Source organism: Pseudomonas sp. Snoq117.2 (genome assembly GCF_900110545.1).
Taxonomy (GTDB): domain Bacteria; phylum Pseudomonadota; class Gammaproteobacteria; order Pseudomonadales; family Pseudomonadaceae; genus Chryseomonas; species Chryseomonas benzopyrenica.
The window spans coordinates 1,054,603-1,070,813 of record NZ_FOED01000001.1; the positions used below are offsets into that span (position 1 = coordinate 1,054,603).

At 69.2% G+C, this 16,211-nt stretch carries 9 protein-coding genes; all 9 read left to right on the forward strand.

Going from position 1 to position 16,211, the window contains the following annotated elements:
* The 9 genes from bcsA to BMZ43_RS05225 all read left to right on the forward strand — a co-directional run bounded on the left by bcsA (position 1) and on the right by BMZ43_RS05225 (position 16,193).
* Positions 1-2,199: a UDP-forming cellulose synthase catalytic subunit gene (gene bcsA / locus BMZ43_RS05185; protein WP_093250587.1), complete on the forward strand. Its 2,199-nt coding sequence runs from the start codon at positions 1-3 to the stop codon at positions 2,197-2,199.
* Positions 2,196-4,436 (forward strand): cellulose biosynthesis cyclic di-GMP-binding regulatory protein BcsB, encoded by a 2,241-nt coding sequence (bcsB, locus tag BMZ43_RS05190; RefSeq protein ID WP_093250590.1) that lies wholly within the window; start codon positions 2,196-2,198, stop codon positions 4,434-4,436. Before bcsA ends, bcsB begins: the two co-directional genes overlap by 4 nt.
* Positions 4,437-4,439: 3 nt before the next feature.
* Positions 4,440-8,222, forward strand: coding sequence for a cellulose biosynthesis protein BcsC (locus BMZ43_RS05195; RefSeq protein WP_093250595.1), 3,783 nt, complete (start codon positions 4,440-4,442; stop codon positions 8,220-8,222).
* A gap of 14 nt (positions 8,223-8,236) precedes the next feature.
* A complete protein-coding gene (locus tag BMZ43_RS05200) occupies positions 8,237-8,902 on the forward strand; it encodes an SGNH/GDSL hydrolase family protein (RefSeq protein ID WP_017642524.1) in 666 nt (221 codons plus the stop codon).
* A 35-nt stretch (positions 8,903-8,937) separates the two neighbouring features.
* Positions 8,938-9,549 carry an alginate O-acetyltransferase AlgF gene (locus tag BMZ43_RS05205; RefSeq protein ID WP_051226201.1) on the forward strand — a complete coding sequence of 204 codons (612 nt, stop codon included), beginning with the start codon at positions 8,938-8,940 and terminating at the stop codon, positions 9,547-9,549.
* A gap of 13 nt (positions 9,550-9,562) precedes the next feature.
* The gene (locus BMZ43_RS05210) at positions 9,563-10,978 is read left to right on the forward strand and encodes an MBOAT family O-acyltransferase (protein WP_017642526.1); all 1,416 of its coding nucleotides are present in this window, start codon (positions 9,563-9,565) and stop codon (positions 10,976-10,978) included.
* Between the two features lie 10 nt (positions 10,979-10,988).
* Entirely contained in the window at positions 10,989-12,134 is a 1,146-nt protein-coding gene (locus tag BMZ43_RS05215) for an alginate O-acetyltransferase AlgX-related protein (protein ID WP_093250599.1), read from the forward strand.
* Positions 12,135-12,196: 62 nt separating this feature from the next.
* Entirely contained in the window at positions 12,197-13,525 is a 1,329-nt protein-coding gene (locus tag BMZ43_RS05220) for a bifunctional DedA family/phosphatase PAP2 family protein (protein WP_093250604.1), read from the forward strand.
* Between the two features lie 100 nt (positions 13,526-13,625).
* Entirely contained in the window at positions 13,626-16,193 is a 2,568-nt protein-coding gene (locus tag BMZ43_RS05225; protein WP_093250614.1) for an ATP-binding protein, read from the forward strand.
* The last annotated feature ends 18 nt before the right edge of the window (positions 16,194-16,211 follow it).

Genomic DNA, 16,211 nt, shown 5'->3' on the forward strand with positions numbered 1-16,211 from the left:
ATGAGCGTTCTCGACCGCCTGGATCAGGTTCGCCAGCGCCGCGCGGCGCGCAGTGCCGACGTCCCGCCCGCAACGCCGGTGGCGCCGGCCTGGCTGCAGCTGCTCGCCTGGACGGCCGCCGCGCTGCTGGGCGCCCTGCTGGTGAGCGTACCCCTGGCGCTGGAAGAGCAGGCGCTGTTCGCCGTCGGCTGCTTCGTCGCGGCCCTGCTGCTGCGCCGGCTGCCCGGGCGGCTGCCGGTGATCGCGCTGATCCTCTTGTCGCTGCTGGCGTCGCTGCGCTACCTCTACTGGCGCCTGACCAGCACCTTGGGCTTCGAGACGCCGCTGGAAATGGTGCTCGGCTACGGGCTGGTGGCCGCCGAGCTCTATGCCCTGGCGGTGCTGGTGTTCGGCTATCTGCAGACCATCTGGCCGCTGCGCCGCACACCGGTGCCGCTGCCGGCCGATCCGGCCGCCTGGCCCACCGTGGACGTCTTCATCCCCACCTACAACGAAGCCCTGAGCATCGTGAAGCTGTCGATCCTGGCGGCCCAGGCCATCGACTGGCCGCGCGACAAGCTCAGGGTGCACGTGCTCGACGATGGCCGCCGCGAGGACTTCCGCCACTTCTGCGCGACCGCTGGCGTCTCCTACCTGGTGCGCGAGAACAACGAGCATGCCAAGGCCGGCAATCTCAACGCGGCGCTCAAGGTGACCGATGGCGAGTACATCGCCATCTTCGATGCCGACCACGTGCCGACGCGCTCCTTCCTGCAGGTCTGCCTGGGCTGGTTCCTCAAGGATCCGCAGCTGGCCATGCTGCAGACGCCGCACTTCTTCTTTTCCCCGGATCCCTTCGAGAAGAACCTCAAGACCTTTCGCACCGTGCCCAACGAGGGCGAACTGTTCTATGGGCTGGTGCAGGACGGCAACGACCTGTGGAACGCCACCTTCTTCTGCGGCTCCTGCGCGGTGATCCGGCGCACCATGCTGGAAGAGGTCGGCGGCGTGGCCACCGAGACGGTGACCGAAGACGCCCACACCGCGCTCAAGCTCAATCGGCTCGGTTACAACACCGCTTACCTGGGCATTCCCCAGGCCGCCGGTCTGGCCACCGAAAGCCTGTCGCGCCATATCGCCCAGCGCATCCGCTGGGCCCGCGGCATGGCGCAGATCTTTCGCATGGACAATCCGCTGCTGGGCAAGGGCCTCGCCCTCGGCCAGCGGCTCTGCTACCTCAACGCCATGCTGCACTTCTTCTATGGTCTGCCGCGCCTGGTGTTCCTCACCGCGCCACTGGCCTATCTGCTGTTCAGCGCGCAGATCTTTCACGCCTCGGCACTGCTGATCACCTGCTATGTGCTGCCCCATGTGCTGCATTCCAACCTGACCAACTCGCGCATCCAGGGCGAATTCCGCCACTCCTTCTGGAACGAGGTCTACGAGACGGTGCTGGCCTGGTACATCCTCAGACCCACGCTGCTGGCGCTGATCAACCCGCGGCTGGGCAAGTTCAACGTCACCGACAAGGGCGGCATCATCGCCCGCGACTACTTCGACTGGGAGCTGGCACGGCCCTACATCGTGCTGCTGGCACTCAATCTGCTCGGTCTGGGGGTGGGTATCGGTCGGCTGTTCTTCGGCGATCCCGAAGCGGTGACCACGGTGGCCATCAATCTGGTCTGGACCCTCTACAACCTGGTGATCGCCAGTGCTGCGGTGGCCGTGGCGAGCGAGACGCGCCAGGTACGCGCCGAACCGCGGGTGGCCGCCGCCCTGCCGGCCGGACTCGTCCTCGCCGATGGCAGCCGCCTGGCGTGCACTACCCTGGACTTCTCCCAGAGCGGCGTTGGCCTGCAGCTACCCGAGGGTGTGCAGGTGCCCGAGGGCAGCGCGGTCGAGGTGGAACTCAGCCGCGACGGTCGCAGCCGCCGCTTCCCGGCCACCGTGGCCTTCAGCCGCGCCGGCGCTGTGGGCACCCGCTTCGCCGAGCTCAGCGTCACCGAACAGCGCGAGCTGGTGCGCATGACCTTTTCCCGCGCCGATCTCTGGGCCGAGGCCTGGGGCAATCATCGCCCGGACTCCCTGCTGGGCTCGCTGCGCGAGGTCAGTCTGATCGGCATGCGCGGCATCGCCGATCTCAATCGCAACGTCTGGCGCCTGAGCCGACCTTCCCGGCGCACGGCGCCCTCCTCTTCCGCCTCCCTGGACCGCCCATGACCGTGTCGCTTCGTCTCGCCCCGCTCCTGCTCGCCACCCTGGGTGCCGCACCCGCCATCACCCTGGCCCAGAGCGCACCCCCGGTGGCCGTGGCCATGGCCGGCAGCGGCTACGACAACAGCTTCAAGCAGCTCGGCGCGGTCTATCCCTTCAATCTGCGCGGCATCGACAGTCGCGACGGGGTCAGCTTCGATATCCGTGCCGACGAGATCGTCAGCGCCGCCAAGGTGACGCTGAACTACACCTATTCCCCAGCGCTGCTGCCGGAGTTGTCCCAGCTCAATGTACTGGTCAACGACGAGGTCGCCGCCAGCATTCCGCTGCCCAAGGAGACCGCCGGCACGCCCCAGACCCGGGTAGTGGATATCCCGCCGCGGCTGATCACCGAGTTCAACCGGTTGAGCATCCAGCTGATCGGCCACTACACCATGCAGTGCGAAGACCCGCTGCACTCCAGTCTCTGGGCCAAGGTGAGCAACGGCAGCCGCCTGGACATCCAGGTCAACCGCCTGGACCTGGCGCCGGATCTGGCGCGCCTGCCGCAGCCGTTCTTCGATCGCCGCGATGCCCGCCCGCTGGAGCTGCCCTTCGTCATCGCCGGCGCGGCGGACAACGGCACCCTGGAGGCCGCCGGCACCCTGTCGTCCTGGTTCAGCGCCCTGGCCAGCTATCGCGGCGCCCGCTTTCCCAGCAGCCAGAGCGCCTTGCCGGCCAAGGGCAATGCCGTGGTGCTGGTCACCAGCGAAGAGCGCGCCAAGACCCTGGGCCTGAGTCTGCCGGCACCGGCGGCGGCGCGGGTCGACATCCTGGTCAACCCCTTCGATCCCCAGGGCCAGCTGCTGGTGATCTCCGGGCGCGATGCCAACGAACTCAAGCGCGCAGCGAGCGCCGTGGCCCTGGGTCACCAGACCCTGTCCGGCCAGGGCATGACCATCGAGACCCTGCAGGCGCTACAACCGCGCAAGCCCTACGATGCGCCCAACTGGCTGCCCAGCGACCGACCGGTGCGTCTGGGCGAGCTGGCGACGCCCAAGGAGCTCGCCGTCTCCGGCTACGCGCCGGGAACGGTGACCGTGCCGCTGCGACTGCCGCCGGACCTGTTCCTCTGGCGCAACCAGGGGTTGCCGCTGCACCTCAGATACCGCTACACCCCGCAGCCGGTGGCGACCAATTCCTCGCTGCTGGTGAGCTTCAACGACCGCTTCGTGCAGTCCATCCCCCTGCCGTCCCAGGAGCACCTGGACCAGGGCTTGCTGGGTCTGATCAAGGACGAGGAATTGCCCCGCGAGGCCGAGGTGCGGCTGCCGCTGGATGGGGAGGCACTGCAGGCCCGCCTGCAATTCCGCTTCATGTACGACTACCTCAAGCAGGGTGAATGCCGCGACGTCATCATCGACAACATGCGCGGCACCCTGGAACCGGACTCGACCCTGGATCTGTCCGGCTATCGGCACTTCATCGCCCTGCCCAATCTGGGCGTGTTCAAGGACAGCGGCTTTCCCTTCACCCGCCTGGCGGATCTGAGCGAAACCGCGGTGATCCTGCCCGATGCGCCCAGCGCAGCGGAGATCGACAGCTACCTGAACGTGCTCGGCCGCTTCGGCAGTTCCACCGGCTATCCCGCCACCGCGGTCACCGTGGCCCGCGCGGGCGAGGTCGAGGGTCTGGCCGACAAGGACCTGCTGCTGATCGCCAGCGGCGCCGACCAGCCGCTGCTGCAGCGCTGGGCCGCCCAGTTGCCGGCCGGCTTCGCCGGCAACAGCCAGCGCTTCGAGGTTTCCGACCTGGCGTTCAAGGTGCGCCAGTGGTTCAGCAGTGACAACGCGGTCAGCCTGGCGCGCAGCCGCGCGGCCCTGAGTGCCAGTGGCGGTGCCGGCACGGCCTTCGTCGCCGGCTTCGAATCGCCGCTCAGGAGCGGTCGCAGCGTGGTGGCCCTGGTCGCCGCCCGCCCCGAAGGTCTGGCCGACATCAGCCGCGCCCTCACCACCCGGGAAGACTATGCCCAGGGGCTGCAGGGCAGCCTGGCCACGGTGCGCGGCCAGCAGGTGGAGAGCCTGGTGGCCGACGAGACCTATCACATCGGTAGCCTGGGGCCGCTGCTCTATGTCCGCTGGCAACTGGCTCGCCACCCGCTGTTGATGCTGGGCTTGAGCGCCCTGGGCGTGGCCTTGCTGGCCGGCCTGCTCTATGCGGCGCTGCGTGCCCGTGCCCGTGCCCGTCAACGGCTGGAGCGCTAGACCATGATCCGCACGCCACTGTTGGCTACCCTGCTGACCGGTCTCCTGCTGCCGCCGCTGGCCCTGGCGGCCGGCACGCCCGAAGCGCTGCTCATCGAGCAGGGGCATTTCTGGCAGGCACGCAAGAACGCGCCCCGCGCCCAGGAGACCTGGAACAAACTGCTCGAACTGGATGCGCAGCAGCCCGAGGCGCTCTACGGCCTGGGCCTGATCGAGGTACAGGCCGACCGGCTGTCGGCGGCCCAGGCCTATCTGCGCCGCCTGCAGGCGCTCAAGCCCCTGCCCCAGCAGGCCTTGCAACTGGAACAGGACATCGCCCTGGCCAGTGGCGACAATCCGCAGCGCCTGGTGGATGCCCGCCAGTTGGTCAGCGAAGAAAAGCCCGTGCCGGCCCTGGCGCTCTATCGCCAGCTGTTTGGCGGTCGGCTGCCCCAGGGCGATCTGGCGCGGGAGTACTACGACATCCTCGCCTATACCCCCAATGGCTGGCAGGAAGCGGGTCCAGGCATCGAGCGCCTGCGCAAGCTGCAACCTGCCGACCCGGCGCTGATGCTGATCCAGGCCAAGCACCTGGCGCGTTTTCCGGCCAGTCGCAGCCGTGGCATCCAGGCCCTGGCCGATCTCAGCACGCGTAAGGACATCGGCGGCGAGGCCGCTGAGTACTGGCGCCAGGCCCTGGTCTGGAGCGGTCCGCCCGGTCCGGCCGAGGTGCCGCTGTTCGAGGCCTATCTACGCCAGCATCCCGACGACGCCGAGTTGCGCGCCCAGCTGGAAAAGGGCCGTGCCCTGAATCGCAGCGGCGGTCTGGATCCGCAACTGGCCCGCGGCATCGAGGCCTTGCGCCGCAATGAGCTGGGCGCTGCCGAAGAGGCCTTCCAGGCACGGCTCAAGACGGCACCTAACGACGCCAACGCCCTGGGCGGACTGGGCATCGTCCGCCAGCGCCAGGAGCGCTTCAGCGACGCCGAGGACCTCTTGAGCCGCGCCAGCCGCCAACCGGGCGGGGCGCGCTGGCAGGCGCCCCTGGCCGAGGTGCGCTACTGGGCGCTGCTCGCCCAGGCCCGTCAGGCCCAGCAGAGCAACGACTTCACTACCGCCCGTGCCCGCGTGGAGCAGGCGCTGCGGCTGGACGCCAAGCGTCCGGAAGCGCCGCTAGCCCTGGCCGGACTCCAGGCCCAGACCGGGCAGCTGGACGCCGCCGAGGCCGGTTATCGGCGGATCCTGCAGCAGGATCCGCGCAATCTGGAAGCCCGCCGCGGCCTGATCGACCTGCTGGCCGAGAGCGACCGTCCGGCCGAGGCCCTGCGCCTGCTCGACACCCTGACCCCGGCCGAGCGCGCCAAGCTCGGCAATCTGGATCGGCTCAAGGCCACCCAGGCCCTGCAGGAAGCCAAGCTGGCCGAAGGTCGTGGCGATCTCCAGGGCGCCCGGCGCGCCCTGGAAGACGCTCGCCGCGCCGATCCGGACGACGTCTGGACGCTGCTCGCCCTGGCCCGCCTGCAGCTACGCCAGGGCCAGGCTCAGGCGGCCCGCCAGACCCTGGCCAGTGGCCTAGCCAAGGATCCCCAACGCCCCGAGGCGCTCTATGTCCGCGCCCTGTTCGCCCTGGAGCAGCAGGATCCCGCGGCGGCGCGCGAGCTGCTCGGGCGCATCCCGTCGGCCCAGCGCACTCCGGCCATGAACGGCCTGGCCACCGATCTCGACTTCGATGCCAGGGTAAGCGCCGCTCGCGACCTAGCCCGCCGCGGCCAGCAGCAGGCCGCACGCCGCCAGCTGGCGGCCCTGGAGCCGCAGGCCGGCGAGCGCGCCGCGGCCCTGGGTGGTCTGGCAGCGGCCTATGCCGAGGCCGGCGATCCCGAACGCGGTCTGCGCCTGCTGCGCGATGTCCTGGCCCGCGAACGCACGCCCGATCCCGCCCTGCGCCTGCAATATGGCGAGGTGCTGCTGCGCAGTGGCGCCGACGACGAGGTCAACGCCCTGCTGCACGACCTCCAGGGGCAGCGCCTGAGCGCCGCGCACCGTCAGGGCTATGAAGACCTGCTCTATCGCTATCGGGTGCGCCAGGCCGACCAGCTGCGCGAGCGCGGCGATCTGGTCACCGCCTACGACACCCTCGCGCCAGCCCTGGCCCAGCGCCCGGACGATGACCTGGCCAATGCCGCCCTGGCGCGGTTGTACCTGGCCAATGGTGAGGCCGACAAGGCGCTGCGCCTCTATGAGCCCCTGTTGCGCCGCGCGCCCGACAATCCCGGGCTGCAACTGGGCGCGGCCGATGCGGCCGTGCGGGCCCGTGACAGCGCCTATGCCGAACGCGCCCTCGAACGCGCCGTCACCCTGGGCGCCGATGACGTGGCGGTGCTGACCGAGGCCGCACGTCTCTATCGCGCCCTGGGCCGCGATGGCCGGGCCACCGAACTGCTGCGCCAGGTGGTCGCGGTGGAGCGCCGCGACGCCGAGACCGCGCGGCCCCTGGCCAGCGCGCCGGCCAATCCCTTCGGCACGCGGCGCGGCAGCGCCACCCTGGCCAGCCAGGCCATTCCGCCCACTGCCGACCAGTTGCTGGCGGCGGCCAAGGCCGCACCCCTGGCGGACGCGCCCGTGGCCCCGCAGGACAGCGCCGCCGAGCGCGCCCTGGACGACCTGTTGCAGACCCGCAGTGCGCGCATCACCCAGGGCCTCACCGTGCGCAGCAACGACAACGAGCGCGGCCTCGGCAAGCTCACCGACGTGGAGGCGCCGCTGGAGATCGACTTCCCGCTGGGCGACGTGCGCCTGGCCGTGCGGGTGACCCCGGTCAGCCTGAACGCCGGCAGCGTCGGCAGCGACGCCCGCAGTCGCTTCGGTGGCGGTCCGGCCGCGACCCAGGCCGCGCCGGATGCCTCGCCGGGCAGCCAGAGCGACAGCGGCGTGGGCCTCGCGGTGGCCTACAGCGATCCCCAGCGCGGTCTCAAGGCCGACGCTGGCACCACCCCCCTGGGCTTTCTCTATTCGACGCCAGTGGGAGGGGTGAGCCTGGAGCGGCCGCTGACCGATAACAGCCGCTACACCCTCTCGGCCTCGCGCCGCGCGGTGATCGACAGCCTGACCTCCTTTGCCGGCAGCGAGGACGCCCGTACCGGTCAGCAATGGGGCGGCGTGACCGCCAACGGCGTACGCGGCCAGCTCGGTTATGACGACCGCCAGTTCGGCGCCTATGCCTATGCTTCCTGGTACCGGCTGCTGGGCAACCATGTCGCCGACAATAGCCGCACCGAATTGGGCACCGGGCTGTATCGCTATCTGATCAACAGCGAAGACAGCCGCCTGACGCTGGGCCTGTCCCTCACCGGCATCGCCTACGACAACAACCAGGCCTTCTTCACCTACGGCCATGGCGGCTACTTCAGTCCGCAGCGCTTCTATGCCCTGGGCGTGCCCCTGACCTGGTCGCAGCGTACCGATCGCTGGACCTGGCAGCTGCGCGGCGCGGTAGGCGTGCAGCGCATCGTGCAGGACGGCGCCGACTTCTATCCGACCGACGCCCGGCTGCAGGCCGCGGCAAGCCAGGCGCTCGGCGCCCCGGCGGTCTATGGCGGCCAGAGCAAGACCAGTATCGGCTACAGCCTCCATGGCGCCACCGAGTACCAGCTCGGGCGCCAGCTGTTCGTTGGCGGCAACCTCGGCGTCGACAACGGCCGCGATTTCCAACAGCTCAATGGCGGCCTCTATCTGCGCTATACGCTGGATCCCCAGGACCGTGCACTCGCCCTGCCGGTCAGTCCCTATCGTTCCCCCTACGACAACTGATTCACGGAGCTCCCATGGCAGCCAGCCTTCTCACCGGCCTTACCATTCTCATGATCGGCGACAGCCACCTGGCCACCCCCGACTACCTGATCGGCGCCCTGCAGGACAGCCTGGTGCAGCAAGGCGCCAAGGTGCACACCCTGGGTATCTGCGGCACCAACGCCGGCGACTGGCTCAAGGTCACCCCTGGCACCTGCGGCGGCGCCGAGCGGCGCAACGGCGACAAGGCCGTGGTGCTCGGCGGCAAGGCCGCCACCCAGCCGATCAACGAACTCATCGCCGCCGACAAGCCCGACCTGGTGCTGATCGTCATGGGCGACACCATGGCCAGCTACACCAACCCCAGCTTTCCCAAGACCTGGGTCTGGCAGCAGACCACCAGCCTGACCAAGGCCATCGCCGCCACCAAGACCCACTGCGCCTGGGTCGGCCCGACCTGGGGCACCGAGGGCGGCAAATACGGCAAGACCTTCGACCGGGTCAAGCTGATGTCCGGCTTCCTCGCCAGCAACGTCGCACCCTGCAGCTACATCGACTCTCTGAGCTTCGCCAAGCCCGGTCAGTGGGCCACCATCGACGGCCAGCACCTCACCGGCCCGGGCTACAAGTCCTGGAGTTCGGCCATCGTCGACGCCCTGAACAAGCTGCCCGCCGACAAACTCAAGGGAGCCGCCCAGTGAAGGCCCTGCTGCTGCTCGGCCTGCTAGTGAGCGGGATGGCCCAGGCCGAGGTGTCCCTCTATCCCACCGGCCCCAGCGAAGACTCGGCTTTCCTCAGATTCGTCAACGCCGGCAGCGAGCCGCTGGCGCTACAGGCCTCCGGCTCCGCCGCACGGCTCCAACTGGAAGCCGCCAAGCCGGTCTCCGACTACCTGACGGTGCCGGCGACCAAGGCCATCCAGGGCGAACTGGTCCAGGGCGCGGCCAAGGCCCCGCTGGAGCTGACCGTGGCCGCCGGTGAATTCGCCACCCTGGTAGTTCTGCCCGGCAGCCCGCTGGTGCAGCGCCTGGTGCGCGAGCAACCCGACGACTTCAACGCCCTCAAGGCCTCGCTGGCCTTCTACAGCCTGGATCCGCAGTGCGCGAGCCCGGGGCTGCAGGCGGCCGGTCGCAATGCCGAGATATTCAAGAACGTTGCCGACGGCACCCTCCAGCGCCGCAGCCTCAACGCCGTGGCGCTCAAGGTGCAGCTGACCTGCGCCGGCCAAGCCACCGGTGACGCCCTGGACCTGGGCGAACTCAAGGCCGGCGAGCGCTACAGCGTGCTGCTGCTACCCGGCGCCGCGGGTCCGCGGTTGCTCGCCACCCAGGACGCTATCGCCCACTAAGGACAGCCGCTCGATGGTCTTCGCCTCGCTGGAATTCCTCACCCTCTTCCTGCCGCTGTTCCTGCTGGTCTACGCCCTGGCGCGGCCCGGCGGGCGCAACGGGGTGCTGCTGGTGGGCAGCTGGCTGTTCTATGGCTGGCTGAGTCCGCTGTTCCTGCTGCTGCACATGGCCCTGGCCTTGCTGGCCTGGGTCGGCGGGCTACTGGTGGATCGCGCGCGCGAAGGCTCAAGGACCCGGCTGCGGCTGCTCGCCGGGCTGATCGTGCTCAACCTGGCGGTGCTCTGCTGGTACAAGTACGCCAACATCGTCGCCGCCACCTGGAGTCAGGTGCTGGTGAGCGCCGGCGCCCTGCCGCTGGACTGGCAGAAGGTGGCCTTGCCGGCCGGGCTGTCCTTTATCGTGCTGCAGGCCATCTCCTACCTGGTGGATGTCCACCGCCACGTGGTGCCGGTGGAGCGCAGCTTCGTCAACTACGCCACCTACCTCTCCATGTTCGGCCACTCCATTGCCGGGCCGATCATCCGCTACGACTGGGTGCGGCGCGAACTCAACCAGCGCTGGTTCACTCGTGAGAATTTCGCCCTCGGCGCGCGCCGTTTCATGATCGGCCTATGCATGAAGGTGCTGGTGGCCGACACCCTGTCGCCGCTGGTGGATGTGGCCTTCCACCTCGATCAGCCGTCCTTCGTCGACGCCTGGATCGGCTGCCTGGCCTATTCGCTGCAGCTGTTCTTCGACTTCGCCGGCTACAGCGCCATGGCCATCGGCCTGGGCCTGATGCTGGGTTTCCACTTCCCGGAAAACTTCAACCGACCCTATCTCGCCCGCAGCATCCAGGACTTCTGGCGGCGCTGGCACCTGTCGCTGTCCAGCTGGCTGCGCGACTACCTCTATATCTCCCTGGGCGGCAATCGCGGCGGTCGCTGGCGCACCTATCGCAATCTCTTCCTGACCATGGCCATCGCCGGCCTCTGGCACGGCGGCGACAGCTGGAACTACCTGCTCTGGGGCATGCTGCACGGCCTGGCGCTGTGCCTGGATCGCCTCTGGGACGAACTCGGTGGCCGCCCGCTGCCGCGTCCCCTGGCCCACGGCCTGACCCTGCTGTTCGTGGCCCTGGCCTGGACACTGTTCCGCGCGCCGGACTTCGCCACGGCGCTGTCGATGTACGCCGGTCAGTTCGGCCTGCACGGCTTCGCCCTGGGCGATGCCCTGGCCGTGACCCTGAGACCCGTGCACGGCCTGGCTGCCGCCCTGGGTGTGGCCTGCGTCCTCGCCCCGCTGTGGCAGGCGCGCATCGAGGCGCGTCTGCCTGGCAGCGCCCTGCTGCGCGGTGTCGGTGCCTTTTGGCCGATAGCCGGCTTCCTGCTCTGCTTCGCGCTGATCGCCAGCCGCGAAGCCGTGCCCTTCCTCTACTTCCAGTTCTGAGGCCGCCGTCATGAGCGCTCCCGCCCTGCCGCCCTCGCCCGCCCCGCAGCCGCCCAGTGTCACCAGCACACGCCTGGCGCCCCTGGCGGGAATCGTCTTCGCGCTGTTCCTGGCACTTGGCCTGGCGTCCTGCGCCTGGGCGCTGCTGAGCGAGCGCCTGTCGCTCTGGCCGGAGCGGGTGGATCGCCACGCCCTGCTCGAAGGCGAGCTCACCCACCATATCGCCAAGGAGCTGGCCAAGGCGCCGCTGCCGGAAGCGGCTGCCCGCCTGGAACGGGGCGCCAGCTGGCTGCTGCTGGGCGATACCGGTCCGCGGGTACGTCAGGGCTGCCCTGGCTGGCTGTTTCTCGCCGAAGAACTCGACGTCCCGCGCCAGGCGGCCGCCAATGCCCGGGCCCGCGCCCAGACGGTGATCGAGCTGCGTCAGCAACTGGCTGCCCGGCACATCCAGCTGCTGGTCACCGTGGTGCCGGACAAGAGCCGCATCGCCGCCGACCAGCTGTGCAGCCTGCACCGACCGGCCGCCTTCGCCAGCCGCGTCGCCGACTGGACGCGGCTGCTCAGCGCCGCCCAGGTGCCGGTGCTCGACCTCACCGCGGCACTCGCGCCCCTGGGCAGCGCCGCCTTCCTGCGCACCGACACCCACTGGAACGAGACCGGTGCCGAGGCCGCGGCCCGCGCCCTGGCCACCCATATCCAGGCGCTGCCCTTCCACGCCACTCCGGCGCGGGCCTTCAGTCGTACGCACCTGGCGCCAGCGCCGCGGCCCGGTGACCTGGTGCGCCTGGCCGGCCTGGACTGGCTACCGCCGCGCCTGCAACCCGCGCCCGAGGTCCTGCGGCTGACCCAGGTCGACAGCCGCGCCGCGGCCGGCGCCAGCGATGACCTGTTCGGCGACGGCGACCTGCCCAATGTCGCGGTGATCGGCACCTCCTTCTCGCGCAATTCCAATTTTCTGCCCTTCCTGGAACAGGCCCTGGGGGCCAGCGTCGGGCGCTTCGCCAAGGACGGCGGACATTTCGCCGGCGCGGCGCGGGACTACTTCGACAGCCCTGCCTTTCGACAAACCCCGCCACAGTTATTGGTCTGGGAAATTCCCGAGCGCGATTTACAATCTCCCCGCCCCGAGGCGTTGCGTCTCGATCCGCGTCCTTGAGGCAACCAAGGCTTTCCCCATGGGTCTGAGGACGCAGCCCTTAGCTCCCAGGAAGCCTTTCGATGACGGAACTGTTCGCCGGCCTGACCCAGTGGATCACCCATCACAATGAGTGGCTCGGCGTTGCCATCTTCGTCGTAGCCTTTCTCGAATGCCTGGCCTTGGCCGGTCTGGTGGTGCCCGGCACGGTGGTGCTGTTCGCCATTTCCATCGCCGCCGGCAACGGCGCCATGAGTCTCTTCGACACCCTGCTGCTGGGCTTCCTGGGTGGCATCCTCGGCGATGCCGTATCGTATTTTCTCGGCCGCCATTTCCACGAACGCATTCGCCGCCTGCCGGGCCTGCGTACCCATCCCGAATGGATCAGCCGCGCGGAAGACTTCATCCACAAGTACGGCGTTGCCAGCCTGCTGGTCGGCCGCTTCATCGGCCCCTTGCGGCCCCTGTTGCCGCTGATCGCCGGCATGCTCGACATGCCCGTGGTGAAGTTCGCCGCCGTCAGTCTGGTGGCCGCGACTGGCTGGTCGATCGCGGCTCTGGGCCCAGGCTGGCTGGCCGGGGCGGCCTTGCGCCTGCCGCTGCCCGAGGGCTTCTGGTATCAGGCGGGCCTCGTGACGGGCGGCACTGTGCTGCTGGCGACCGTCATCGCCCACGGCGCCTGGCGCGAGCGGGCCGGCACCACCCTGCTCAGCGGTGCGCTCTGCCTGGTCGGTCTGCTGGCCCTGCTGTTCGGCTGGCACCACCTGCGCGCCTTCGACGAGGGCCTGATGGCGCTGGTCCAGGAGCATCGCGAAGGCTGGCTCAACCTGGTCGCCGTGGTCATTACCCGCATGGGCGATTTCCGCACCCAGCTGATCCTCGCCGCGGTGCTGATTCTGGTGCTGGCCGCCTTCCGCCAGTGGCGGCCGCTGCTGTTCGCCCTGGGCACCACCCTGGGCACCGCTCTGGCCAATGGCCAACTGAAGAACCTGCTGGCCCGCGCCAGACCGGACGTGCTGGCCGAGCCGCTCACCACCTACAGTCTGCCCAGCGGCCATAGTTCGGCCTCCTTTGCCTTCTTCCTGACCCTGGGCATCCTGGTCGGTCGCCGCTACGGGCCACGCGGGCGCCTCGCCTGGCTGGTGATCGCGGCCCTGCCGGCCGCGCTCATCGCCCTCAGTCGCGTTTATCTGGGCGTGCACTGGCCGACCGACATCCTGGCCGGCGCCCTGCTCGCCGGGGGCTTCTGCGGCCTTAGCCTGGCGCTGTTGCAAAAGACCGGCGGCAATCGCCTGGAACCCGTTCCGACCCGGACTTGGTGGGTACTGTTGCCGCTGATCCTGCTGATCCTGGCTTTCGCCGCGGGCTGGGCCCTGCCGGAGGCCATCGAACGCTACGCGCCCCGCCTGTAGCGCCACCCCGAACTAAAAAAACCTGTCGCGGTCATGCAGTTCCGGTGCAATTGTGGTCTGAACGCCTGGAACGGCAGCAGTGGCTGGGGAGAGGTGATCGATGGCAGCGCAGATTGCCGACTGGAACGAATTGGACTTTCTCGCCGGCGGCGGCGAAATGGGTGCCCGATTGCGTACCCACGACTGGTCGGAATCCCCTCTGGGCGCGCCGTCGCAGTGGCCGCAATCACTGCGCTCCGCGCTCAGCATCTGCTTGAATTCCAGCTTTCCCACCGCCATCTACTGGGGGCCGGACCTGCTGCTGCTCTACAACGACGCCTGGGCGCCGATCCCCGCCGAGCGGCATCCCTGGGCCCTGGGCCGTCCGGCACAGGAGGTCTGGCAGGACATCTGGCCCGTGGTTGGGCCGCAATTCGAGCAGGTCCTGAGCACCGGCCAGGGCTTTTCCGTCTTCGACCAGTTGCTGCCGATGGTGCGTCAGGGCGTGGTCACCGAGACCTACTGGAACTACAGCTTCACGCCGATCCGCGGTGAAGGCGGCGAGGTCGCCGGATTATTCAACCAGGGGCACGAGACCACCCAACGCATCCTCGACGAACGCCGCCGCGCCGCCGATGCCGCGCGCCAGCGGCGGATGTTCGAACAGGCGCCGGGCTTCGTCGCCATCGTCCGCGGGCCGGACCACGTCTTCGATTTCGTCAACGTCGCCTTCAGCCGACTGTTCGATGGTCGGCCCCGCGAAGGTCTCACGGTACGCGAAGTCTTTCCCGAGCTGCAGAATCAGGGTTACTTCGAGTGGCTCGAACAGGTCTATCGCAGCGGTCGCCGCTTCGTCGCCGAACACCAGCCGATGCGACTGGAAACGGCGGGTGAACCGATCCGGACCCTGTACCTGGATTTCATCTATGAACCCCTGACCGACGAAACCGGCCAGGTAATCGGCATCTTCTGCCAGGGGCAGGACGTCACCGAAGCCCATCTGGCACGGGCCGCCCTGGAGGCCAGCGAGCGCCGCTTTCGCACCGCCCTGGAAATCGAGACGGTGGGGGCGCTGTGCTTCGACGCCGAGGGCCGGTTGATCGATGCCAACGACGCCTTCCTGCGCATGAGCGGGCATGACCACGAGGATCTGGCGGCCGGTCGCATCGCCTGGCCCGCGCCGACGTTGCGATGCGCCGACGACCAGCTGCCGCCCGACGAGCGCAGCTACCGGCGACGCGACGGCTCGACCGGCTGGGCCCTGGTGGCGGCCAAGCGCCTGCCCGACGGCAGTGCCTTCGAATTCCTCGTCGACATCAGCGACCGCAAGCGGGCCGAGGCCGAGTTGCGCGAGGAAACCCGTACCCTGGAAGCCCTCAAGCGCATCGACACGGAGCTGGCCAGCCAGCTGGATCTGGCGCACCTGGTGCAGACCGTGACCGATGCCGGCGTGGAGCTGACCGGAGCGGACTTCGGCGCCTATTTCAATCCACAGCCCGAAGCGCGTGGCGGGCGCCTGCAGCGCTTCACCCTGTCCGGCGTCGAGCGGGGTGTTTTCGAGCAGTTCGGCGAGTCCGGCGCCACCGCGCTGTTCGCCACCACCCTGGACAGCGCGGGCGTGGTCCGGAGTGACGACCTGGCGAGCGATCCCCGGCTTGGCCAGGCCCTGGCGACTCCCGGCAGAACGGCCAGCCGTCTGCCCCTGCGCAGCTATCTGGCCGTCTCGGTGGTAGCCCGCAGCGGGGCGGTGCTGGGCGGACTGGGCTTCGGCCATCCCGAGCCGAGGCGCTTCAACGCCCGCCACGAACGGCTGATGGTCGCCCTGGCCGCCCGTGCGGCCATTGCCATCGAACAGGCCCAGTTGTTCCAGGCGGTGCGGACCGCCAACGAGACCCTCGAACAGCGGGTGGTCGAGCGCACCGCCGAGTTGACCCAGGCCCAACAGGCCCTGCACCAGGCGCAGAAGATGGAAGCCATCGGCCAACTGACTGGCGGCATCGCCCATGACTTCAACAACCTGCTGGCCGGCATCATCGGCAGCCTGGAGCTGATCGAGCGCCGCCTGCAGCAGAACCGTACCGACCAGCTCGACCGGCTGCTCGGTGGCGCCCAGGCCTATGCCGCGCGCGCGGCCTCCCTGACCCAGCGGTTGCTGGCCTTTTCCCGGCGGCAGACGCTGGAACCCAAGCCCACCGACGTCAACGAGCTGATGCTGGCCATGGAGGAGCTGATCCGTCGCAGCGTCGGCCCGGCGATCGAGGTCCAGGCCGAGCCGGCGGAGCCGCTCTGGCCGACGGTGATCGATGCGGTCCAGCTGGAAAGCGCCCTGCTCAATCTGGCAATCAACGCCCGCGATGCCATGCCCCAGGGAGGCCAGTTGCGGTTGTCCACGGCCAATCTGCCCGAGGATGCGCCGGAGCGACCGCACGACCTGCCCGCCGGCGACTATGTGAGGGTCAAGGTGAGCGATACCGGGACCGGCATCGCGTCGGAGATAGTGGAGCGGATCTTCGATCCCTTCTTCACCACCAAGCCGCCAGGCCAGGGCACCGGCCTGGGACTGTCGATGGTGCACGGCTTCGTGCACCAGTCGGGCGGTCAGATCCAGGTGGACACCACACCTGGCGCAGGCACCTGCATCTCGCTCTATCTACCACGCGCGCCGGAGGGCGACGCCCGCGGGTCTTGAGCGACACCTGGCGGCGCC

What these genes read in the sequence shown, in the direction of transcription:
- bcsA (WP_093250587.1), top strand. Translation starts at nt 1, where the DNA reads ATGAGCGTTCTCGACCGCCTGGATCAGGTTCGCCAGCGCCGCGCGGCG.
- bcsB (WP_093250590.1), top strand. Translation starts at nt 2,196, where the DNA reads ATGACCGTGTCGCTTCGTCTCGCCCCGCTCCTGCTCGCCACCCTGGGT.
- BMZ43_RS05195 (WP_093250595.1), top strand. Translation starts at nt 4,440, where the DNA reads ATGATCCGCACGCCACTGTTGGCTACCCTGCTGACCGGTCTCCTGCTG.
- BMZ43_RS05200 (WP_017642524.1), top strand. Translation starts at nt 8,237, where the DNA reads ATGGCAGCCAGCCTTCTCACCGGCCTTACCATTCTCATGATCGGCGAC.
- BMZ43_RS05205 (WP_051226201.1), top strand. Translation starts at nt 8,938, where the DNA reads ATGGCCCAGGCCGAGGTGTCCCTCTATCCCACCGGCCCCAGCGAAGAC.
- BMZ43_RS05210 (WP_017642526.1), top strand. Translation starts at nt 9,563, where the DNA reads ATGGTCTTCGCCTCGCTGGAATTCCTCACCCTCTTCCTGCCGCTGTTC.
- BMZ43_RS05215 (WP_093250599.1), top strand. Translation starts at nt 10,989, where the DNA reads ATGAGCGCTCCCGCCCTGCCGCCCTCGCCCGCCCCGCAGCCGCCCAGT.
- BMZ43_RS05220 (WP_093250604.1), top strand. Translation starts at nt 12,197, where the DNA reads ATGACGGAACTGTTCGCCGGCCTGACCCAGTGGATCACCCATCACAAT.
- BMZ43_RS05225 (WP_093250614.1), top strand. Translation starts at nt 13,626, where the DNA reads ATGGCAGCGCAGATTGCCGACTGGAACGAATTGGACTTTCTCGCCGGC.